The following is a 21,295-nucleotide window of genomic DNA, read 5'->3' as shown; positions in this document are numbered from 1 at the left end:
GACTTCTTCTTCCAGACGCCGCACCTGGCGACAGGTGTCATGCTTGGGCTGCTCGTCTTGGTCTGCCTCCTGACTTGGTTCGATCCCTTGGTCCGAAAGGACAGGACGACAGGTGGGATCGGCGTCGGAGGCTGGCTGGTGACGGCCGTTTTCGCGACGTGGCGAGCAGCCTTGGTGGACAACCCGATGGCGATCGTCGCCTGGGGAGCGGCAGGACTCTATTTGCTGGCAATCGTCGCGACCCTCGGGCGGCCGATCCTGATTCTCTCGGACCTTCTGGAGGACAAGGAAAGGGAAGAGGGCACCAAACTGCCGGACCACCTGTGGCGGCGATCGAAGGTCGCGCAGGTAGTGCTGATGACGACGATCGCTGCTGCTATCACAGTGGTGATGATCTAGCCGAAGGCGGAGGGTGTGGCCCGCCTAGTGGTCGCGCACAGCAAACGATGGGTCTGCGTACTCCGCGGTGGTTGGCGACGGGTCCGCGTGGGGTGCGTGGGTGCCTACTCTCGTTTCGCGCGACGGAGGAGCGTAAACACCGGGTGGGTGGGAGCGCCGAAGGCGAGCGACGTAGGAGCGAGCTTGAGGCAGCGTGGGGCTTTACTGTTGGGGGATGGTGTTCTTTGGTGGGCTGCTGGGGTTGATCGGGTTGGCGACTCTGGTGTTTCGGGATGGGGATGTGCTCGGAGTGCCGGCCGCGGGGGTCGGGGGTGTTTTTCTCGGGCTGGGGGCGGTTGCCGCGGCGATTGGGTTGGTGCGGCGGGCTCGGTGGCGGAGGAAGGCTGCCAAGGGGGAGCCGGTGCCGGTGGGGGATGTGTTCGAGCGGGCCAAGGCCTTGCCGCGGATGCTCAGGGCGGCCAAGGCTGAGGGGTACGCGGGGGTCAGCGGTGGGCGGAAGGCCCTGTGGTTGGTGGCGTTGGTGTACCTGATCTCTCCGATCGACATCCTTCCCGATCTGCTGCCGGTGCTCGGGATCGCCGATGACGCGGGTGTCGGGATGTGGTTGTTCACGAGCGTGTCGACGGCTACGGGGTTGTACTTGCGGCACGAGCGGGAGCGGCGCGCCCTTCCGCCGGGTTAGGTAGCGTCTACGGCATGCCCGCTCTCACTGTCGAAGAAGCCCGTACCCGGGCCGCCGCCCTCACCGTCAGCTCCTACGAGATCGCCTTCGATCTGACCACCGGACCTGAGACCTTCCGGGCGGTGAGCACGATCAGGTTCGAGGCGAGGGACGAGCGGAGCTTCGTCGATGTGAAGCCGCAGGAGCTCACCAAGGTGACGCTCAATGGCGCGAACCTCGACGTCAAGAGCCTTGAGGACGGACGCTTGCAGCTCGAAGGCCTGCAAGGCGAGAACGTGCTCGTGGTCGATGCGGTGATGAAGTACTCCGCCGACGGCGAAGGCCTGCAAAGGTCCGTGGACGCGGGCGACGGCCGCGTCTACCTGTATGGCATGTCGTCACTGGAGTCCGCCCCAAGGTACTTCGCCTGCTTCGACCAGCCCGACCTCAAAGCGCCGTACACGATGACCGTCAAATGCCCCGAGGAATGGATCGTCCTCGGCAACGGCGCCGCGACGCAAACAAAGCCAGGGGAGTGGGAGCTCAAGCAAACCCCACCACTTTCGACGTACTTCGTGACGCTGGTAGCCGGCCCCTTCCACCTCATCAAGAGCGAGCACGACGGCATCCCACTGGGACTCGCCTGCCGCCAAAGCCTCAAGGAGCATCTCGAGAAGGACAAGGAAGACCTCTTCCGGGTCACCGCGCAGGCCTTCGACGAGTACCACCGCCTCTTCGGCTACCGCTACCCCTTCGGCGAGTACCACCAGGTCTTCGTGCCCGACTTCAACCTCGGCGCAATGGAGAACCCCGGCTGCGTCACCTTCGCCGACAGCCTCGTCTTCCGCTCAGCGGTGACCGACGCCGAGCGCAGTCTCCGGGCGAGGATCGTCGTGCACGAGATGGCGCACATGTGGTTCGGCGACGCGGTCACGATGAAGTGGTGGAACGACCTCTGGCTGAACGAGTCCTTCGCCGAGTACATGGCCAACCGCGTCGCGCACGACGTCACCGACCACAAAGGCCATTGGACGGACTTCGCCTTCGTCCGCAAGTGGTGGGGGCTGCAGGCCGACCAGCGCCGCTCGACCCACCCGGTCGCGGCGGACTCGATCAAGGACGCCCGCCAGTCGCTCGACGACTTCGACGGAATCTCTTATGCCAAAGGCGCCGCGGTCCTCAAACAGCTCGCGGCGTACCTGGGTGACGAGGTCTTCCTCAAGGGCGTCAACGCGCACATCGACGCGCACGAGTTCGGCAACGCGGACCTGCACGAGTTCATCGCCAAGCTCACCGAGGCCGGCGCCGTCGAGCTGCCGAACTGGTCCGAGCAATGGCTCCGCACGGCCGGCCTCGACACCATCAGCGCCGAGCGCACCGCGACGGGCATCAGGCTGCGCCGCAGTACGCCGCAAGCGCACCCCGCCGACCGCCCGCACAAACTGACGGTCGGCGCGTACGACGAGAGCGGCCGCCTCACCTCGTTCCCAGTTCTGCTGGACCGCGACTCCGTCGACATCGAGTTGGACCCGACCGCGGCCGTGATCGTCCCGGACGCAGCCGACGACACCTGGGCCAAGATCCGCCTCGACGCGACCAGCCTGGCCAACCTCCCCGCAGTACTGCCGCAGATCGCCGACAGCACCACCCGCGGCGTGATCTGGAACAGCATCCGCGACGCCGTCGCCGACGCCGAACTCGACCCACGCCAGGCGCTCGCGATCCTGCTCGAAGCCATCAAGCACGAGGACAGCGACATCGCGGTGGGCTCCCTTCTGCGCTGGCTGGACGACCGCCTGCTCGGCGCCTACCTCCCTCAGGACCCGTACCGCGCCCAGGCAGCCGCTGCGCTCACAAAGAGGCTCGCCGAGACCCCTGCCGGCAGCAGCCTCCAACTAGCCATCACCCGGGCAGTAGTGGCGACCACAGACGACGCCAAGCTGCTGCAGGGCTGGCTGGACGGCAGTGGCGTCCCCAGCGGCCTCCAGGTCGACACGGACTTCCGCTGGTCCCTAGTACTCCGCCTGGTCCGCCTAGGCGTCTACGGCAAGGCAGAGGTCGATGCCGCGCTGGCCAACGACCAGTCGACCGAAGGTGTAGCCCAAGCGGCTCGCTGCCTGGCCGCAACCGCGGACGGCAAGGAAGCAGCCTGGCAGCGGATCATGACGGATGCCACGGTCGGCGTGAACGAGTTGTTCGCCATCGCCGAGGGCTTCTGGGATCCGGCGCAGACCGAGCTGACCGCGCCGTACGTCGACCGCTACTTCACCGAGATCGCGCACACCGGCGAGATCCGCTCGGGCATGGCCGTCGCGATGACGGTCGTCCGGATCTTCCCGAAGTACGCGGTGGACGAAGCGGTGATCGAGCGAGCCGACGCGCTGATCGCCGACGAAACCGTTGCCCCGAGCATCCGCCGCACCACCGCCGACCACACCGACGACCTCCGCCGGGCGATCGCCGTCCGCCGAACCTTCGGCTGAGGTCGGAGGCCAGAGGTCAGCGGCCAGATGTCAGCGGCGGAAGAACCGCGCGAACAGTCCTGAACCGGCTTCCTTGGGGTGTCCGGCGCACCAGTCCTGCGCCGGCACGCCCTGCTTGACCTGCGCGACATGCTGCCCGCAGCCCGCCCAGGTCGTCTTCCCGCAGGTCTTGCACTTCACCGCTCTGCACATGCAGGCAACCTATCTGTCAAGGGTCGCGGATTGTCGGTGGGGGAGCTTAGGCTCTTCCGCAGTGTCGCCCCACACCGAGGAGTCCGCCGATGCGCCGCTTTGCCCGTCTGCCCGTGGTTGTTCTGACCGCAGCCCTGATCGCGGGGTCCGCGCTCACCACAGCGACGGCCGCGCCCGTAGTACAAGGGGCGGTGGCTCCGGCTGCTGATCCAGTCGCCGAGGTGACGGCGAAACTGCAGACCATTCCAGGGCTGCGGATCGAGAGCAGCAGCCTCGTGAGCGGCAAGCCGTTCTTCGTCCTCTGGTACACGCAGGCGGCCGACCACCGCAAGCCGCGCGGGGAGAAGTTCGAGCAGCGGGTGACCTTGTGGCACCGCGGCTTCGATCGCCCGACCGTGCTGCACACGACCGGGTACGGCGGTGTCGGCGGCGCCTTCACCTCGGAGCCGACGCGGCTCGTCGACGGCAACCAGTTGAACGTCGAGCAGCGCTTCTTCAACAATTCCAAGCCGGCCAGCCAGGACTGGACCAAGCTCAACATCTGGCAGGCGGCGACCGACCACCACGAGATCGTCCAGGCGTTCAAGAAGGCCCTGTACTCCGGTAAGTGGGTCTCCACCGGGGCGAGCAAGGGCGGCATGACGTCGGTCTACCACCGGCGCTTCTACCCCAACGACGTCGACGCCACGGTCGCGTACGTGGCCCCGCAGGATGTGGACAACCGGCACGACTCGTACATCTCCTTCATCCAGGACGCCGGTACCGACCCGGCCTGCAACCTCGCCCTGCGCAACATGCAACGGAACGCGTTGCTGCGCAGGCCGGCGATGGTCGCGAAGCTGAAGCAGATGGCGGTGCAGAAGGGGCTGACCTACGAGGACACCTTCGGCACGGTCGATCGCGCGTTCGAGGCCGCCGTGCTGGACACGCCGTTCGCCTTCTGGCAGTACAGCACTCAGGCGAACTGCCCGCAGGTGCCGGGGACGGCGGCGGCGACGGATCAGCAACTGTTCGACTTCATCGATCAGATCTCGGGCTGGGAGTTCTACTCCGACGAGGGCACCGCGGACTTCCTCCCGTACTACTACCAGGCGACCCAGCAGCTGAACTGGCCGGACGTCGCTAGCAAGACGACCTGGCTCAAGGGGCTGTTGCACTACCGCGAGGCGGGCGACGCGCCGGCCGCCGTACCGGACTCGATCGAGCCGAAGCACGAGCCGTACGCGATGGCCGACGTCGACCGGTGGCTGAAGACTTCGGGTCGGCGGATGCTGTTCGTGTACGGCGAGAACGACCCGTGGAGCGCGGAGAAGTTCGAGCCCGGCCGGGGCACCCGCGACTCCCACTGGTACATCCAGCCGGCCGGCAACCACGGCTCCAGCATCACCGGCCTCCCCGCGGCCCAACGCGCCGAAGCCACCCAAATCCTGCAGAAATGGATGGGCGTCGCCGCCAATCCCGCGCTAGCCCGGACGAAGACCACCACCGTCGACCCGGGAGCCGAACGCCAGGGCCGTCTCCGCTGAAGCCGTACGCCGTTCGCTGACCCCACCGAGGGGGTCAGCGGACGGTCAGGTGTTCGGCGACCTGTTTGCGGGCTTGGTGGATTCGGGCTTTGACCGTGCCCAGGGGGACGGCGAGTTCTTCGGCGATCTCGTTGTAGGACATGGCGCCGAGGTCGCGGAGGACGAGGGGCTGGACTAGCTGGGGGTGGTTGGCCTCCAGGGACTCGAGGGCTTCCAGGAGGTCCAGGCGGGAGCCGGCGATGACCGAGGTGGTGCGGGGGTCGATCGCTTCGGGGAGTACCTCGGCGGACTGTTCGACCGAGCGGCGCTTGAGGGAGCGGTACGTCTGGCGGGCACAGTTGGTGGCGACGACCGTCAGCCAGCCGGCGAAGCTGCCGGTGCCCTTGAACATGTGGATCTTGGTGGCGACCGTCATCAGCGTGTCCTGCGCGGCCTCTTCGGCGTCTTCCCGATAGGGCAGGAACTTCGAGACCCGGCGCAGTACCTGCGGGCGGATCGCCTGCAGCAGCTCGGGGATGACGCTCTCGTCGCCACCCGCCGCGCGGGCCGCGAGCTCTTCCAGCTCCTCGTTCATGCTCCCCCAGGTTCGCCACGACGCCACTCGTCGTGGTCCGGTGTTCGCCTTGATCCCTACAGTCACCGACAATAGCCGGGATGGATGTCATCGGACGCTACCGGCTGCAGTCGAAGATCGGCGCAGGCGCTTTCGCGACGGTCTGGCGAGGGTACGACGACGACCTCGACGTGGACGTCGCCGTGAAGGTGCTCGCCGACAACTGGGCGTCCCGCGCCGACGTCCGCGAGCGCTTCCTGTCCGAGGCCCGGCTGATGCGCCGGATCGCCAGCGACCGGGTCGTGCGCGTGTTCGACCTCGGCCAACTACCCGACGGCCGCCCGTACTTCGTGATGGACTTCGTCGACGGCGGCTCACTCGCCGAGGTGCTCTCGCACGGACCGCTTGAGCCCGCCGACGCACTCTGGTGGGGCGCCGACCTGGCCCGAGCCGTCGCGGCCCTCCACGACGAGGGAGTCGTGCATCGCGACATCACCCCCGCCAACCTGCTCCTCCGACCGTCATCAGGGCTCGAATCAGGCGGCGGCACGCACCGGATCGTGCTGGCCGACCTAGGCCTGGCCAAGCGGGCAGCCGAGGCGTCGGGCCTGACGCAGGCTGTCGGCACCCCGTCGTACATGGCTCCCGAACAGGGTCGAGGCGATGGCGGCTTCGACGAGCGAGCAGACGTGTACGCCGTCGGCGCCGTGACCTATGCGCTGATGACCGGCCGTCCGCCGTTCGTGGCGTCGTCCATCACCGACGTGCTCGCCCGTGATCCCGACAGCAACCCGCCGAGCCTGCGACCGCTGCTGCACGACTCGATCGGCGAGATCGACGAGATCCTCGCCCGAACCCTCGCCTTCCGCGTCGGCGACCGCTGGAACCGCGCGGACACCCTGGCCGACCGCCTGGAGGCCGAGGCCTACCGCCTCGAGCAGGAAGCCCCCCTGCTCGCCGCCCAGCGCACGATCTTCAACGACGTCGACCAGGTCCCGACCACGGTCGCCCAATCACCCACCCAACGCCGGGCCCGCCGCCGCTGGCTCTACACCTCGCTCCCACTCCTCTTCCTGCTGGCCGGAACCGGAGCCTGGTACTTCGTCGGCCGCTGACCACCAGCCGAGACGGGCCAAGCCAAATCCCAGTGTGACTCCGTACGGTAGCCGTATGACTACTCAACGCATCGAAACCCGGCTGCGCAAGTCATCCACCTCCGCCCTGACAGCAGTGGCAGCGCTGACAGGACTGGCGCTATTGACCGCCGGTACTCCGGCCGCCGCCGCGTCGCCGTCGCCTAGGGCGCAACCCACCGCGGCGCAACTCGTCGCCGCACAATCCGCCGCGGCGCCGACCGCGAGCTACGCCTGCCGAGCCGACACCAAGTTCGGCAAACACACCTTCAGCCTCAAGCAAGGGGTGAACGCGAAGGCCCCGGCGACCGTCAAAGCAGGAACCGGCTTCACCATCGCGGTCCAACTCAAGCCAGGGTCGTTGCCGGCCGAGGTGAGGGGATTCAAGCTCAAGGAGGTCCGCGACCTGACGCTCCGGATCCCCGTCCCGAACAACACCTGGTTCATCAGCGGCCGCCTGATCGGTGGCTCAGGCCTCGGCTCCACGCCCACCCTCGAGCACTCCGGCCGGGTCATCACGATCCGCCTCGGCGGCCCGGTGCCAGGCGGATCGGCGTACCAGCTGCCGATCCTCTCCGTCCGTCTGAAGGCCGGCGCCAGCGGTCGCGTCGTGAAGACGAGCCTCAAGGGCACCAGCTTCGACGACCCCGGTCTCACTCTCACGGCGGCGATCAAGTGGAAGTTCATCACCATCAAGTCGCCGGTCGCCTGCTATCCCGACACCAATCCGACCCTCTCCAGGACCCAGATCCGCTAGCCCGTCCGTCGGTTAGCCTGCCCGTTATGCGCTACATGATGACGTTTCGCGGGACCGACGAGTACGAAGCCGGCGCGATGCCGAGCGAGGAGAGCATCACCGCGATGACCTCGCTGATGGCCGAGATGGCCGAGGCCGGCGTGCTGATCGGTGGCGACGGCCTGCACCCGAGCTCCAAGGCCATCCGGCTCGAGATCCACGAAGGCAAGCACAGCGTCGTCGACGGCCCGTTCACGGAGACCAAGGAACTGATCGCCGGCTACTGCCTGATCCAGGTCGCCTCGAAGGAAGAGGCGATCGCCTGGGCCGAGCGTTGCCTCGACGCCGACATGGGCAACTCGCGCGGCGTCGACCTGCGCCAGATCTTCGAGGCCGAGGACTTCGGCGACGCTTACACCCCCGAGGCCCAGGCCCGGACCCAGGCAGCGACGGCCAAGCTCAGTAAATGACCGAGATCCGCTGAGCCACCGGATCGATGCTCGCGGTACCGCCGTACGGAAGCACCTGCTGCGGATCGGTGTGCCCGATGTCCAGCCCCGTGACGAGCAAGGCATCAGGCTTGTACTCCGCAAGCGCCCGGCGGATCGCGGAGTACTGCCCCTCCACGTAGGCCGCCGACTCCTCCGCCGTGGACCGGTGCTCAAGCGACCGGCTCTTCGGCCGACCCCAGAGGACTGCGTCGAAGCGGGCGAGCAGGCCGCGTTCGCCCAGGTTGCGAAGGATCCGATAGACCGTGTCCGCGGACGGCATCTCCTCGGACGTCTCGAGGAACAGCACGCCGGAGTACTCCTCGACCGGCAGCATCCAGCGATTGGCGGCCAGCTGCCAGTCGATGATCTCCAGGCAGCCACCCCACAACCGCCCGGTCACCGGCGTCCGCGGTCCCTGCCAGGTCCACCCGGTTCCGGGGAACAGCGACGGCTCCGACGCGAGGTGCTCGGCGACGGCCCAGTCGCGATCCTCATCGGTCCACCCGGCCGCAGGCGTCAGTTCGAACTCGCCGGAGCCGAACAATGCCGCCCGCAGCGACCGCTCGGAGTCAGGATGCATGGCGCCGCCCCGGCCGAACTGAACCATCACCGAACCGCCGTGATAGGCCGGAATCCCCAACGAATAAAGGAAGTTGAGCAGATTGGTGTTGTCGCTGTACCCGAAGAACGGCTTCGGATCGGCGCGGAACACGTCCGGATCAAGATGCTTGAGCACCGTGATCTGATCGTCCCCACCGATCGACGCGATCACCGCCCGGATCGACGGATCGCTCCACGCTGCGTGCAGATCAGCGGCCCGCGCTTCCGGCGTCGACCCGAGCTTGCGGGTCGTCGGGTACTCCACGGGCACAAGCCCGAACCCACGCAGCCGCTCCAGCCCAAGCTCATACGGCCCAGGAAAGATCTCCGGCAACCCACTCCCCGCCGAGACGACAGCAACCCGATCCCCGGCAACCACCTTGCGCGCAAACAACATGCGGCCAAGCTACAAGACCCGTGCCCCGCCCGGCGCCTTGATTTAGCTGACGCGGGTGGCGATGCCGGGGTAGTGGACTACCACGCCTCGAGTGTCGAGCTGGAGGTCCGCCACGAAGTCGTTGTCGAGACCGATGTACCGCACGAGCGCGCTCTTCTCATCAGACCCCAACGCCTCATACCGCTGTGGCGAAGCATGCACGGCAAGGTCCGGCAGCGACACCCAAGCCATCAGAAAGTCGACCGTCCCCGCCTGCCGGTGCAGGTCGTGCCGCAGCACCGGCATGAGATTGGTCAACGGCGAAAACGCGAGGTCGCAGTCCAGTGCGCCTGACACTGCGGCGAGGTTCCCGCCAGGCACCGGAAGGTCGACGTCACCGTCGACCGACGAGGTACAGGTCCATTGCCCGGCTTCGTCCGAGAGCAGTTCGAGCGACCGGCTCCACCCGTCCCCGACGGCATCGACATGCAGCCGCCGGGTCACCCAGTTCGCACCGGTCTCCAGCTCGTAATCCACCCGGTACGGCAGCGGGTCTGCGCCGAACTGGGTGCCGGTCGCGCTGAGTCGGTCTTCGCCGAGGTCGAGCTGCACGGCTTCCGCATGCCAGGAGCCGTCGCCCCTCCACATCCGCAGCACCACCGCCACCCTGTCCTTCCTAACTGAGTGTATCCGGCGGGGTCGTCTCAGCCGGCTGGTTATCCACAGGCTCCGGCCTTCACAGGCCGATCGGGTGCCAGACCGTTTTCAGTTCCAGGTACTGCGTGAGCCGCGACAACCCCGGTGACTCCGTCCAGTCCTCTTGGGCTGGGCGGCGGACCCGCTTGAGGTTCTCCGCTGACGCTGCCTCGAGCTCTGTGGCCTCGTCGGCGTCGGTGATGCCGGCCAGGTCGATGGCGTTGACGTCGGAGTGCGACGCCAGCCAGGGACCGATCTCCGTCGCTGAGCCGGTGAGGATGTTGACGACGCCGCCCGGTACGTCGGACGTCGCCATCACCTCGCCCAGCGTCACGGCCGGCAGTGGTCGCTCGAAGGAGGTGACCGCGACGACCGTGTTGCCCGAGACGATGGCCGGGGCGATCACGCTGGTCAGGCCGAGCAGGCTGGAGTCCTGCGGCGCGAGCACCGCGACCACACCAGTTGCCTCGGGCAAGGAGAAGTCGAAGTACGGGCCGGCCACCGGGTTGCTCGAGCCGACCACCTGGGCCAGCTTGTCGGCCCAGCCCGCGTACCAGACCCAGCGGTCGATCGACGCGTCGACGACCGCGCGGGCCTTGCTGATCGACAGGCCCTCGGACGCCGCGACCTCTGAGCTGAACTGCTCGTGCCGCCCCTCCATCACCTCGGCGATCCGGTACAGCACCTGGCCGCGGTTGTACGCCGTCCGGGCGGACCAGCCGCCGAAGGCCTTGCGCGCGGCGACGACGGCGTCGCGGGCGTCCTTGCGGGAGGCCTGCGACGCGTTCGCCAGGAACTTGCCCTTGGCATCGGACACCACGTACGACCGGCCGGACTCGCTGCGCGGGAAGGCGCCGCCGACGTACAGCTTGTAGGTCTTGCGGACGTCGAGGCGGGCCGGGTCGGATTTAGTGGGCAAGGTAGGCCTCCAGACCATGGCGGCCGCCCTCGCGGCCGTAGCCCGACTCCTTGTAGCCGCCGAACGGCGAGGTCGGGTCGAAGCGGTTGAACGTGTTGGCCCAGACGACGCCGGCCCGGAGCTGGTTCGCCATCCAGAGGATCCGCGAGCCCTTCTCGGTCCAGACCCCGGCGGACAGCCCGAACGGCGTGTTGTTCGCCTTCTCGACCGCCTCCTGCGGGGTGCGGAAGGTGAGCACGGACAGCACCGGCCCGAAGATCTCCTCGCGGGCGATCCGGTGCGCCTGGGAGACCCCGGTGAAGACGGTCGGCGGGAACCAGAACCCCTGCGCCGGCAGCTCGCACTCCGGAGACCAGCGCTCGGAGCCCTCGTCCTCGCCGATCTGCGAGAGCTCGCGAATCCGGGCCAGTTGCTCGGCCGAGTTGATCGCGCCGATGTCGGTGTTCTTGTCCAGCGGATCGCCCACGCGCAGGGTCGACATCCGGCGCTTCAGCCGCGCCAGCACCTCGTCGTACACGCTCTCCTGGACCAGCAGCCGCGAACCGGCGCAGCAGACGTGGCCCTGGTTGAAGAAGATGCCGTTGACGATGCCCTCGATGGTCTGGTCGATCGGGGCGTCCTCGAAGACGATGTTCGCCGCCTTGCCGCCCAGCTCGAGCGTCACCTTCTTCGGCGTCCCGGCGACCGACTTGGCAATCGCGCGGCCGACCGCGGTCGAGCCGGTGAAGGCGACCTTGTCGACACCCTCGTGCTCGACCAGTGCCTGCCCGGTACGACCTGCGCCGGTGATGATGTTGACCACACCCGGCGGCAGGTCAGCCTGCTGGCAGATCTCCGCGAAGGCCAGCGCGGTCAGCGGCGTCGTCTCGGCCGGCTTCAGCACGACGGTGTTGCCCGCTGCTAGCGCCGGCGCGATCTTCCACGCCAGCATCATCAACGGGAAGTTCCACGGGATCACCTGTGCGGCGACACCCAGCGGCTGCGGGTCGGGGCCGGCCCCGGCGTACTCGAGCTTGTCGGCCCAGCCGGCGTAGTAGAAGAAATGCGCGGCCACCAGCGGCAGGTCGACGTCGCGGGACTCGCGGATCGGCTTGCCGTTGTCCAGCGACTCGAGCACGGCCAGCTCACGCGAGCGCTCCTGGATCAGCCGGGCGATCCGGTACAGGTACTTCGCGCGGTCGCGGCCCGGCATCGGGCCCCAGACCTTCTCGTAGGCCTTGCGGGCCGCCTTGACGGCGCGATCCACATCCGCCGGACCGGCCTCGCTGACCTCGGCCAGCACCTCCTCCGACGCCGGGCTGACCGTCTTGAACGGCTTGCCGTCGGTCGCCTCGGTGAAGGCGCCGTTGATGAACAACCCGTACGACGACTTGATGTCGACGATCGCGCGCGACTCCGGCGCGGGTGCGTACTCGAATCTGCTCAATGCCCTCAGTCCAGCGTGAAGTAGTCGGGACCCGGGTAGTGCCCGGTGGCCAGCTTGGTGCGTTGCATCAGCAGGTCGTTCAGCAGGCTGGACGCGCCGAAGCGGAACAGCTCGGGGTCCAGCCAGTCCGGGCCGGCCGTCTCGTTGACGGTGACCAGGTACTTGATCGCGTCCTTCGCGGTCCGGATCCCGCCGGCCGGCTTCACGCCGATGTGCAGCCCGGTGGCCTCGTGGTAGTCGCGGACCGCCTCGAGCATCACCAGCGTCACCGGCAGCGTCGCCGCGGGGGAGACCTTGCCGGTTGAAGTCTTGATGAAGTCTGCCCCGGCCAGCATGGCCAGCCAGGACGCCCGCCGGACGTTGTCGTACGTGACCAGCTCGCCGGTCTCCAGGATCACCTTGAGATGTGCCTCACCGGCGGCCTCGCGGATCGCGGCGATCTCGTCGAAGACCAGCCCGTACCGCCCCGAGAGGAACGCGCCGCGGTCGATCACCATGTCGACCTCGTCGGCGCCCGAAGCGACCGCGTCCTTGGTGTCCTGCACCTTGATCGCGAGGCTGGAACGCCCACTGGGGAAGGCGGTGGCGACACTGGCCACGTTGATCCCGGTGCCGCGCAGCTCGAACTTCGCCGTCGCCACCAGGTCCGGGTAGACACACACCGCGGCCACCTGCGGCGCGGTCGGGTCGGCCGGGTCCGGGCGTTTGGCCTTCGCGCAGAGCGCGCGCACCTTGCCCGGGGTGTCCGAGCCCTCCAGCGTGGTCAGATCGATCATCTGGATGGCCAGGTCGAGCGCGTACGCCTTCGCGGTGGTCTTGATCGACCGGGTGCTCAGGGCGGCGGCCCGGGCTTCGGCGCCGACCTGGTCGACGCCCGGCAGGCCCAGCAGGAACCGGCGCAGCCGGTCCTCGGACGAGGTCACGTCGGCGAGACTGTCGACGCCAGTGTCGGTAGTGGTCACGCTCGGCAGTCTAATCCGGTTTCGGCCCGCCCGTTCCCGGCCGAATGTGGGCCTGTGGACATCGGGCGGCTACGTTGTCGGAGTGAATTCGAAGTCCCTGGAGAACGAGCAGTACCTGTCGCAGTCGAACCGGATCACCGCGGTCGTGGTGATGGCGATCGGCGCGCTCGGGGTGCTCGACATCGTGCTGGAGTGGCGCACCCTCGGCGGTCTGGTGTCGGCCTGCGTGATCGGCCTGGTGGTGCTGGCCGCGTACGTCGGCCTGTTCCGCCCGTCCGTCACGCTGCGCCCCGAGAACCTGCTGATCCGTAACCACCTCCGCGACCACGCGGTGCCGTGGAACAAGATCACCGACGTCGACGTGACCGACATCCTCCGCGTCCACACCGAGGAGCGGAAGCTGCGCTGCCCCGGCGTCCAGCTGGTGATGAGGGACATCCGCAAGCAACGGGCCGGCCGCACGAGCAAGCTCAAGTCGGAGAACTCGATGTCGCGTGCGGAGTTCGTCGTCGACCGGATCGACTACCACAAGAACATGTACGGCGGAACGGGTTCCGCCGACGCCGAGATCGTCACCTCGTGGGCCCGCCCGGAGCTGATCATCGCCGCGGTCGTCGCCGTCATCGGCCTGGTCGCCCAGCTCCTGCGCTGATCGACCCCTGCGCTGATCGACCCCTGCGTTGATCGACCCTGCGCTGATCGACCCTTGGCGCGGTCATGATGCGCAGATGACCCGTTACCTGTCCCGCCGGAGCTTGCTGGTCACTGGAGCAGCTGTCGCGGTTGCCGGCGCCAGTGGCGTCGGCCTGGTGGAGACAGGCGTGGTACCGGGTCGTGGGCGGCTGCACGGCGTACTGGGGCTTACTGGTGAAGACGGTGTGGCTCCTGACGTCCCACCCGGTGCGGTGGAGTCCGGCAGCTTCGCGTCGTCCGCTCGAGGGACCACTGTCGGCTGGACGGTGATGTACCCGCACGGGGCGGATCCTGATGCGGTGCTGCCCGTCGTACTGATGCTGCACGGACGTGGTGGAGACCACACATCGGCCATCAATGACCTCAACGCTGATCGATACCTCACAGCTGCGGTACAAGCCGGTACTCCGCCCTTCGCGCTGGCCGCTGTCGACGGGGGAGACAACTACTGGCATCGGCGCGCGTCCGGTGACGACCCGGCGCGGATGCTGACGGCGGAGTTCCTTCCTCTGTTGAAGAAACTCGGGCTGCGGACCGAGCGGTTCGGCGTACTGGGGTGGTCGATGGGTGGGTACGGCGCTCTGCTGCTCGCGGCTGACCGGGGTGCGAAGGAGGTCGCGGCGGCGGGGGCGATGAGTCCGGCCTTGTGGCACAAGGCTTCTGAGGCCGCGGGCGGTGCGTTCGACGGCGCCGGCGACTTTCAGCGGAACCAGGTGTTCGGGCGTGCGGCCGATCTCGAAGATGTTGCCCTGCGCATCGATTGTGGGCGGGACGACCCGTTCGCCGACGCGGTCCGGGACCTGCGGACCGAGGTCACCGCGGCCGGTGGGCTTCAGGCCGGAGCGCACACGGCCGGTTACTGGCGGCGCATGCTCGGGGCCCAACTCGCCTTTCTCGGCGAGAAAATCCGGGATTAGGGGAACTTCGCCCGGATCGGTAGCGTCCGAGTCCCGTGTCCGTCGCCAGGTGAACCTCAAGGTCGCCAGGATGGTCACCGCAAGGTCCCCCGAATCACCGAGAGTGGAGCCCATGTTCAACCTCTCCAGCAAGAAACTGCGTGTTCTGGCCGGCGCCGCCGCCGTTGCCGGATTCGCAGCCCTCGCAGTACCGACCCAGGCCGCCCAGGCCGCGGGTGGCGTGCCGCAGCCGGTCGCCACGGAGGCCGGCATCGCCGCCGAGCCGCCGGCGAAGGCGCTCAGCGAGCAGCCGAGCACCAAGTCGTATGCCTCCGACACGGCGATCGTGAAGAACAACAAGCTGTACAAGACCGGCGCGATCGCGGCGTCGAAGTGCAAGGAGGTCCGCGGACCGCTGAGCACCTCCAACGCGGTCAAGGCCTACGACCAGACGATGGTCAACTGCATGTGGGCCGCCTGGGCCCCGACGCTGAAGGCCTCCGGCGCGAACTACCACATCAAGCCGACCCTGGTGATGTACACCTCCCGGGCGAAGACGTACTGCGGCGTCATCAGCCAGCCGACGTCGTACTACTGCGGTCACGGCAGCAAGGCCGAGATCTACATCCCGGGCGCCTACGTGGTCAACTTCTACAAGCAGAACCCGGTCTACGCCCGGGCGTACGCGACCAACACGATCGCGCACGAGTACGGCCACCACGTGCAGTACATGACCGGCATCCTGAGCGCCTCCTGGAGCCGTCAGTACGCGATCTCCGGCAGCGCCGCGAAGCTCGAGGAGAACCGCCGTCGTGAGCTGCAGGCCTCCTGCCTCGGCTCGGCGATGATCGGCGCGAACAAGCGCTACTACCCGATGGCCGGCGCGCTCTACACCCAGTGGAAGTACGTCGTCTCGCACTCCGGCGACATCAAGGGCTACCCGCGCGACCACGGCTCGTTCGCGAACCACAACTTCTGGTCGACGGCCGGCTTCAACGCCAGCAGCTCGGCCACCTACGCGAAGTACTGCAACACCTTCAACGCGGTCTCCAGCCGGGTCTCCTGACCTGACTGACACAATCTCGCCGGTGTTCCCCGAGTAACCAAGCCGCCTGGAACGCGTTCACGTTCCAGGCGGCTTTGTTTTTGATCCGGTCGAATGTTGCAATTTGGCCGACACGTTCACGATCTGCGATCGTGTGGTTACCGTGTTTCGGGTCCGCACGCCTTACAGTCTTGGTCGACCCACGAACGGCAGGAGTCAAGGATCGTGAACTACGACGAGTTCAACACCGAGTACACGAAGGTGCTGGACAAGATCAAGAGCGGGAAGTGCAGCTGGTCGGAGCTGTCCGGCCACGTCACCCGCTTGCGGCAGGGGACGGCCGGCATCACCACGCCGGTGGAGCGCGCGCAGATCGACAGCGATCTGGCCGCGCTCGGCCAGATGGTCGACCTGTCCCGGCGGACCAACGACAAGGAAGACGTCTGGACCGTCACCTCCGAGGCAGTACGCCGGGCCAGCAGCGGCGAGGGCACGGTCGCCGACCGGATCGCGCGGATCGAGGCGAGCATCCACGAGATCACCACCCTCGCGAACCGCAACCCCGACGAGCGCGAGGCGCTGATGCAGTCCACCAGTACCCTCAAAATCCTGCACTCCTCCCTGCAGAGCTCCCTGCGAGCCGAGCAGGCCGAAGCCGCAGCACTCAGCAGCTGACCCGCCACCAGCTGCCACACACTGCACCAACTGACTGAGGGCTCCCACCACCCGGGAGCCCTCAGTCAGTTGTTTGATCGACTAAATGCCTGCTGCTGTTGCCAGGTCCTGTTTGATGGCAGCGAGCTCGGCGGCTGCTTGAGTGCGCGCCGCGGCTACGTCGTCGGCTTCGACGGGGATGACGACCTCGAGGTAGCACTTGATTTTGGGTTCGGTGCCGGAGGGGCGGACTACTACCCGGGCGCCGGCCGAGAGGGTGTAGCGGAGGCCGTCGGTGGGGGGTAGGGATTCCGAGCCTTCGTTGAGGTCTTCGGCGCGTTCCACCGTGTGGGCACCGAGTTGGGTGGGTGGGGTGGCGCGGAGTCGTCCCATCGCTGCGGTGATCAGGTTGAGGTCTTCGACGCGGACGGCGAGTTGGTCGGTGGCGTGGAGGCCGTATTTCTTGGCCAGGTCGTCGAGGAGGTCCAGGAGGGTGCGGCCGGCGGCCTTGGCCCCGGCGGCCAGCTGGAGGACCCGGATGAGGGTCGAGATGCCGTCCTTGTCCTTGACGGCCGCGGGATCCACGCAGTACCCGAGGGCTTCTTCGTAGCCGAAGACGAGGTCGGGGACGCGGCCGATCCACTTGAAGCCGGTGAGGGTGTCTGTGTAGGCGACGTCGTACGCCGCGGCGATCTTGCCCAGCAGCGACGACGACACGATCGAGCAGGCGGCGACGCCGGACGGGCGGGAGGAGAGCAAGAACTCGCCGAGAAGGGCGCCCAGTTCGTCACCGCGGAGCATCCGCCACCCACCATCGGCAGCAGGGTCCGGTACTGCGACAGCGCAGCGATCAGCATCTGGGTCGTTGGCCACGGCGATGTCGGCGTCGACGGACCGGGCCAGCTCCAACGCCGCGTCGATCGCCCCCGGCTCCTCCGGGTTGGGGAACGACACCGTCGGAAAGTCCGGATCCGGATCCGCCTGCGACGCCACCACCGACGGCGCCGTGAACCCGGCCCGCGCGACAGCCGCCTCAACCAGCAGTCGCCCAACCCCATGCAGCGGCGTGTACGCGACGTTCAGTTCTCGAGGAGCATCGGCCGGTACCAGCGTCGCGATCCGGTCGAGGTAGGCGTCCAGCAGGTCGTCGCCGGCCGTCTGCCAGTCATCCCCACGCGGCACGGATGCCAGCGCCCCGACAGCCTCGATAGCCGCCGCGATCTCGCTGTCGGCCGGCGGTACGATCTGCGACCCGTCCCCGAGGTACACCTTGTACCCGTTGTCCTGCGGCGGATTGTGCGAGGCCGTCACCACGACCCCGGCAACCGCTTTCAGATGCCGGATGCCGAACGCCACCACCGGCGTAGGCGTCGGCCGGTCCAGCAACACCGCATCCAGTCCAGCACCCCGGATCACAGCCGCCGTGTCCTGAGCGAACACATCCGACTTGTGCCGAGCGTCATACCCGATCAGCACCGGCCCATCAGTCAGCCCGTTCGCCTTCAGGTACGCCGCCAGTCCCGCCGCGGCCCGGATCACCACGACCCGATTCATCCGGTTGGACCCAGCGCCAACGGCACCCCGAAGCCCCGCAGTACCGAATTCCAGGGTCCCGGCGAAGCGATCGGCCAGCTCCGCGTCAGCCTCCGCCCCAGAATCCAGCAGAGCCTGAAGCTCCGCCCGCGTGTCCGGATCAGGATCCTCGGCAAGCCAAGCCTGGGCAGCAGTACGAATCAGAACGGCATCGTTGACGGTCACCACCGCACGATACCGCCCAGTACACCGCCGGACGGCGCGACGAGGGCCGGATCCGGGCACATGAACCACCAGAGCGCCACGGCGTATCCAACCCAGCACGGCGAGGCACCGGCGAGCCTTGCCCTGACGGGCTCACCGGCCGTAGAACTATCCGGACCGGACCGGACCGGACCGGACCGGACCGGACCGGGCCGGACCGGGCTGGGGCGGGGCGGGCCGGACCGGGCTGGGGCGAGGCGGGCCGGACCGGGCTGGGGCGAGGCGGGGCGGGGTGGGGCTGGGCATGCAGGTTCGGCCCAGAGTCGTCGGGAGTGCCGGCTGTCCAGGCAGGTCCCCGGATCGGGCGCCATCAGGCGTTCAACCCGGCTCAGCGGGCAGCAGCGAGCGCGTCCGGGTCGACTCAGCGGCGGGTGGCCCGCATTGCTTTCACTCAAGCGGCGACGGAGGAGCCGCGCACTGGGTGGGTGGGAGCGGTCGGAACCGGAGCGACGGAGGTGGAGATCGCGTGGGGGCTGTCAGTGGCCGGAGGACTGGCAGGGGCGGGCTCGGAGGTCGGCTACGTAGTCGTCGGGGGCGCCGGCTGCTTCGGCGGCTTCGGCGAGGATGCCCAGGTAGCGGGCCGAGGGGAGGCCGCCTTCGTAGGCGTTCAGGACGTACATCCAGGCGAGTTGCTCGCCGTCCAGGGTCTGTACGCGGACCTGGATCTTGCGGTAGACGCCCTGGTCGATGAATTCCCACTCGTCCAGCCGCTCGACATCCTGCGGGCTGACGTCGTACAGGGCGACGAAGACCTGGTTCGTCGGGTCGCTGGGGTCCTCGACGACGGTCGCCATCGAGCCCTCCCAGCCGAGTTCCTCACCCCCGAAGGTCAGGCGCCAGCCGACGATCCACCCGGTCCCGCGCAGGGGGGAGTACGGGCACCGCTCGGCCATCAAGTTCGGGTCCAGATTCGACGCAAACGCGGCGTACAGGGTCACGACGTCACAGGATACGGAACAATGGCCTCTCGTGGCGCGAGTTGTGATCATCGGTGGCGGTCCAGGCGGGTACGAAGCGGCGAGTGCGGCCGCCCAACTAGGGGCGGAGGTGACGGTCGTCGACTCCGACGGGATCGGTGGTTCGTGCGTGCTCACGGACTGCGTCCCGAGCAAGACGCTGATCGCCACCGCGGAGGTGATGACCGAGGTCGAGGACGCCGGCCAGCTCGGCGTCCGGCTGGACGACGGCGACGACGATCCGGCGAACTCCGTGCGTGTCGATCTCTCCGTCGTCAACAAACGGGTCAAGGCGCTGGCGGCGGCCCAGTCGGAGGGGATCAGCCGGCGGCTGGCCGACGACAAGGTCCGGGTGATCAACGGCCGCGGCCGGCTGGACGGCCCGGAGACCGTGGTGGTCGGCGACGAGCGGCTGGATGCCGACGTGGTGCTGATCGCCACCGGAGCAAGGCCGCGCGTGCTCAAGGGCTCCGAGCCCGACGGTGAGCGGATCCTCACCTGGGAGCAGGTCTACGAGCTCGACGAGCTGCCCGAGCGGCTGATCGTGGTCGGATCCGGTGTCACCGGCGCCGAGTTCGCCAGCGCGTACGACGCGCTTGGCAGCGACGTGGTGCTGGTCTCGTCCCGCGACCGGGTCCTGCCGGGCGAGGACAAGGACGCCGCCGAGGTGCTCGAGGACGTCTTCAAGCGCCGCGGGATGACCGTCCTGGGCAAGTCCCGGGCCGAGTCGGTCAAGCGGCAGGGCGACGGCGTGATCGTCACCCTGACCGACGGCCGCACGGTCGAGGGCTCGCACGCCCTCCTCGCGGTCGGATCGCTGCCGAACACGGAGGACATGGGCCTCGTCGAGTCGGGCGTGTCGCTGGGCGACGGCGGGTTCGTGACCGTCGACCGGGTCTCCCGTACGACGGCCCGCGGCGTGTACGCGGCCGGTGACTGTACCGGCGTACTGATGCTGGCCTCCGTCGCGGCCATGCAGGGCCGGATCGCGATGTCCCACGCGCTCGGCGACGCCGTCGCCCCGCTGGACCTGTCGACCGTCTCGTCGAACGTCTTCACGGCCCCCGAGATCGCCACCGTCGGCCTCACCCAGGCGGTACTCGACGCCGGCGGCAGTACTGCGATGGTCGTCAAGGTACCGCTCCGGGACAACGCCCGCGCCAAGATGCAGGGCAACCGCGACGGCTTCGTGAAGCTGTTCTGCCTGCCGAACACCGGCATCATCGTCGGTGGCGTGGTCGTGGCGCCACGGGCGAGTGAGCTGATCCACCCGATCTCACTGGCCGTCGGCGCCCGCCTGACGGTCGACCAGATGGCGCAGTCGTTCACCGTCTATCCGTCGGTGTCCGGGTCTATCGCGGAAGCCGCGCGTAGGTTGCACTTGAGGTCATGAAGTTCCTGGTGCTCTGGCAGATGGAGCTGAGCCTGCTCTCACCCGAGATGGCGAGGGCGGTCGGCGCCATGCCGGAGTACGGCGAACGCCTGCAGCGCGAGGGCAAGGTGCTGGCGCGGTACCACGTGGTCGGCTCGCACGGTGGCGCGTGGATCTACGAGGTGGAGTCGCACGAGGAGTTCGAGCGGCTGCTCGGGCGGGCGCCGGTGTTCAACTTCGCCCGGTACACGGTGCACGCGCTCGCCGAGATGACCTGATTTTCACCCCGGTCCGTGATTGACGGACTACCGGACCCGGAGGATCGTGGCGATGAGGGGAGGTCCCCACATGTTCATCGACCAGGGCGATCTGGCGATCGACCGCCACCTGATCCTCACGCATCGGCTGCGGGCCCGCCGCGTCGAACTCGGCCTGACCCAGAAGCAGGTCGTCACCCGGCTGGCCCGCCGCGGAATCCGTACGACGAACAAAACCCTGAGCAGCTTCGAACACGGCGCCGGCGTAGACGTAGTCCGCCTCCCAGAACTAGCCGCAGCCCTCGACTGCACAGTCACCTACCTACTCGGCCTGACCGAGGACCCCACCCAATGGTCCCCCGACCACCCGACCCCCCTACTCCGCCCCATCCCCGCCACCCCGGCCACCGGCAACTGGATCCTCGGCCCCGACGTCCCCACCCGCGCAACCGCCCACCGCAGCTGACCGGCT

General features: G+C 68.1%; 23 protein-coding genes. 14 read left to right on the top strand and 9 right to left on the bottom strand.

The window, feature by feature from the left end:
- Positions 1–39 precede the first annotated feature (39 nt).
- The 3 genes from ABD768_RS33505 to pepN all read left to right on the top strand — a co-directional run bounded on the left by ABD768_RS33505 (position 40) and on the right by pepN (position 3,543).
- Positions 40–399, top strand: a complete 360-nt coding sequence (locus tag ABD768_RS33505) for a hypothetical protein (protein WP_344847561.1) — start codon at positions 40–42, stop codon at positions 397–399.
- Between the two features lie 214 nt (positions 400–613).
- Positions 614–1,081 carry a YkvA family protein gene (locus tag ABD768_RS33500; protein WP_344847559.1) on the top strand — a complete coding sequence of 156 codons (468 nt, stop codon included), beginning with the start codon at positions 614–616 and terminating at the stop codon, positions 1,079–1,081.
- A gap of 14 nt (positions 1,082–1,095) precedes the next feature.
- The gene (gene pepN / locus ABD768_RS33495) at positions 1,096–3,543 is read left to right on the top strand and encodes an aminopeptidase N (protein ID WP_344847557.1); all 2,448 of its coding nucleotides are present in this window, start codon (positions 1,096–1,098) and stop codon (positions 3,541–3,543) included.
- Between the two features lie 30 nt (positions 3,544–3,573).
- On the opposite strand, the gene ABD768_RS33490 is transcribed toward pepN, so the two are convergent.
- Positions 3,574–3,735 (bottom strand): hypothetical protein, encoded by a 162-nt coding sequence (locus ABD768_RS33490; RefSeq protein WP_328334441.1) that lies wholly within the window; start codon positions 3,733–3,735, stop codon positions 3,574–3,576.
- Positions 3,736–3,824: 89 nt separating this feature from the next.
- Here ABD768_RS33490 and ABD768_RS33485 point away from each other — a divergent pair, with 89 nt between their 5' ends.
- Positions 3,825–5,261 carry a S28 family serine protease gene (locus ABD768_RS33485; protein ID WP_344847552.1) on the top strand — a complete coding sequence of 479 codons (1,437 nt, stop codon included), beginning with the start codon at positions 3,825–3,827 and terminating at the stop codon, positions 5,259–5,261.
- 34 nt (positions 5,262–5,295) lie between these two features.
- On the opposite strand, the gene ABD768_RS33480 is transcribed toward ABD768_RS33485, so the two are convergent.
- Complete coding sequence (locus ABD768_RS33480; protein WP_343968926.1) at positions 5,296–5,835, bottom strand: RNA polymerase sigma factor; 540 nt, start codon at positions 5,833–5,835, stop codon at positions 5,296–5,298.
- Between the two features lie 80 nt (positions 5,836–5,915).
- Between ABD768_RS33480 and ABD768_RS33475 the strand changes: the two genes are divergently transcribed.
- The 3 genes from ABD768_RS33475 to ABD768_RS33465 are packed head-to-tail and all read left to right on the top strand — an operon-like array spanning position 5,916 to position 8,153.
- Positions 5,916–6,929, top strand: coding sequence for a serine/threonine-protein kinase (locus ABD768_RS33475; protein ID WP_343968924.1), 1,014 nt, complete (start codon positions 5,916–5,918; stop codon positions 6,927–6,929).
- A gap of 55 nt (positions 6,930–6,984) precedes the next feature.
- Positions 6,985–7,704 carry a hypothetical protein gene (locus tag ABD768_RS33470; protein ID WP_344847550.1) on the top strand — a complete coding sequence of 240 codons (720 nt, stop codon included), beginning with the start codon at positions 6,985–6,987 and terminating at the stop codon, positions 7,702–7,704.
- 26 nt (positions 7,705–7,730) lie between these two features.
- Entirely contained in the window at positions 7,731–8,153 is a 423-nt protein-coding gene (locus ABD768_RS33465) for a YciI family protein (protein WP_344847548.1), read from the top strand.
- Here ABD768_RS33465 and ABD768_RS33460 read toward each other — a convergent pair.
- From ABD768_RS33460 to deoC, 5 genes are all read right to left on the bottom strand, one after another.
- Positions 8,143–9,171 carry a S66 family peptidase gene (locus ABD768_RS33460; protein ID WP_344847546.1) on the bottom strand — a complete coding sequence of 343 codons (1,029 nt, stop codon included), beginning with the start codon at positions 9,169–9,171 and terminating at the stop codon, positions 8,143–8,145. The two genes, ABD768_RS33465 and ABD768_RS33460, sit on opposite strands and share 11 nt — an antisense overlap.
- Before the next feature lie 42 nt (positions 9,172–9,213).
- The gene (locus tag ABD768_RS33455) at positions 9,214–9,816 is read right to left on the bottom strand and encodes a putative glycolipid-binding domain-containing protein (protein ID WP_344847540.1); all 603 of its coding nucleotides are present in this window, start codon (positions 9,814–9,816) and stop codon (positions 9,214–9,216) included.
- Between the two features lie 70 nt (positions 9,817–9,886).
- On the bottom strand, positions 9,887–10,765 hold the full coding sequence (locus ABD768_RS33450) for an aldehyde dehydrogenase family protein (protein WP_343968914.1): 879 nt from the start codon (positions 10,763–10,765) through the stop codon (positions 9,887–9,889).
- Positions 10,755–12,191, bottom strand: coding sequence for an aldehyde dehydrogenase family protein (locus ABD768_RS33445; RefSeq protein WP_343968912.1), 1,437 nt, complete (start codon positions 12,189–12,191; stop codon positions 10,755–10,757). Before ABD768_RS33445 ends, ABD768_RS33450 begins: the two co-directional genes overlap by 11 nt.
- A 5-nt stretch (positions 12,192–12,196) precedes the next feature.
- On the bottom strand, positions 12,197–13,153 hold the full coding sequence (gene deoC, locus ABD768_RS33440) for a deoxyribose-phosphate aldolase (protein ID WP_343968910.1): 957 nt from the start codon (positions 13,151–13,153) through the stop codon (positions 12,197–12,199).
- Between the two features lie 82 nt (positions 13,154–13,235).
- Here deoC and ABD768_RS33435 point away from each other — a divergent pair, with 82 nt between their 5' ends.
- From ABD768_RS33435 to ABD768_RS33420, 4 genes are all read left to right on the top strand, one after another.
- On the top strand, positions 13,236–13,805 hold the full coding sequence (locus tag ABD768_RS33435) for a PH domain-containing protein (RefSeq protein ID WP_343968909.1): 570 nt from the start codon (positions 13,236–13,238) through the stop codon (positions 13,803–13,805).
- A 76-nt stretch (positions 13,806–13,881) separates the two neighbouring features.
- Positions 13,882–14,763, top strand: coding sequence for an alpha/beta hydrolase (locus ABD768_RS33430; RefSeq protein WP_344847534.1), 882 nt, complete (start codon positions 13,882–13,884; stop codon positions 14,761–14,763).
- 112 nt (positions 14,764–14,875) lie between these two features.
- Entirely contained in the window at positions 14,876–15,808 is a 933-nt protein-coding gene (locus ABD768_RS33425) for a neutral zinc metallopeptidase (RefSeq protein ID WP_343968907.1), read from the top strand.
- A gap of 204 nt (positions 15,809–16,012) precedes the next feature.
- Positions 16,013–16,462, top strand: a complete 450-nt coding sequence (locus ABD768_RS33420; protein ID WP_343968905.1) for a hypothetical protein — start codon at positions 16,013–16,015, stop codon at positions 16,460–16,462.
- Positions 16,463–16,543: 81 nt separating this feature from the next.
- On the opposite strand, the gene ABD768_RS33415 is transcribed toward ABD768_RS33420, so the two are convergent.
- Together ABD768_RS33415 and ABD768_RS33410 are read right to left on the bottom strand one after the other, a co-directional pair.
- Positions 16,544–18,202, bottom strand: coding sequence for a phospho-sugar mutase (locus ABD768_RS33415; RefSeq protein WP_344847531.1), 1,659 nt, complete (start codon positions 18,200–18,202; stop codon positions 16,544–16,546).
- 512 nt (positions 18,203–18,714) lie between these two features.
- Positions 18,715–19,176, bottom strand: coding sequence for a gamma-glutamylcyclotransferase (locus tag ABD768_RS33410; protein ID WP_343968901.1), 462 nt, complete (start codon positions 19,174–19,176; stop codon positions 18,715–18,717).
- Between the two features lie 31 nt (positions 19,177–19,207).
- On the opposite strand from ABD768_RS33410, the gene ABD768_RS33405 reads away from it, so the two are divergent.
- Genes ABD768_RS33405 through ABD768_RS33395 form a run of 3 tightly spaced genes read left to right on the top strand, consistent with a single transcriptional unit; the run spans position 19,208 to position 21,289 of the window.
- A complete protein-coding gene (locus ABD768_RS33405) occupies positions 19,208–20,587 on the top strand; it encodes an NAD(P)H-quinone dehydrogenase (protein WP_343968899.1) in 1,380 nt (459 codons plus the stop codon).
- Entirely contained in the window at positions 20,584–20,844 is a 261-nt protein-coding gene (locus ABD768_RS33400; protein ID WP_328334473.1) for a muconolactone Delta-isomerase family protein, read from the top strand. Before ABD768_RS33405 ends, ABD768_RS33400 begins: the two co-directional genes overlap by 4 nt.
- Before the next feature lie 52 nt (positions 20,845–20,896).
- Positions 20,897–21,289 (top strand): helix-turn-helix domain-containing protein, encoded by a 393-nt coding sequence (locus ABD768_RS33395; protein WP_344847525.1) that lies wholly within the window; start codon positions 20,897–20,899, stop codon positions 21,287–21,289.
- Positions 21,290–21,295: the final 6 nt, after the last annotated feature.

It is taken from the genome of Kribbella ginsengisoli (assembly GCF_039537185.1).
GTDB lineage: Bacteria > Actinomycetota > Actinomycetes > Propionibacteriales > Kribbellaceae > Kribbella > Kribbella koreensis.
The sequence above is the reverse complement of the archived record's forward strand: the minus strand, read 5'-3'. Positions and strand labels throughout refer to the sequence as shown.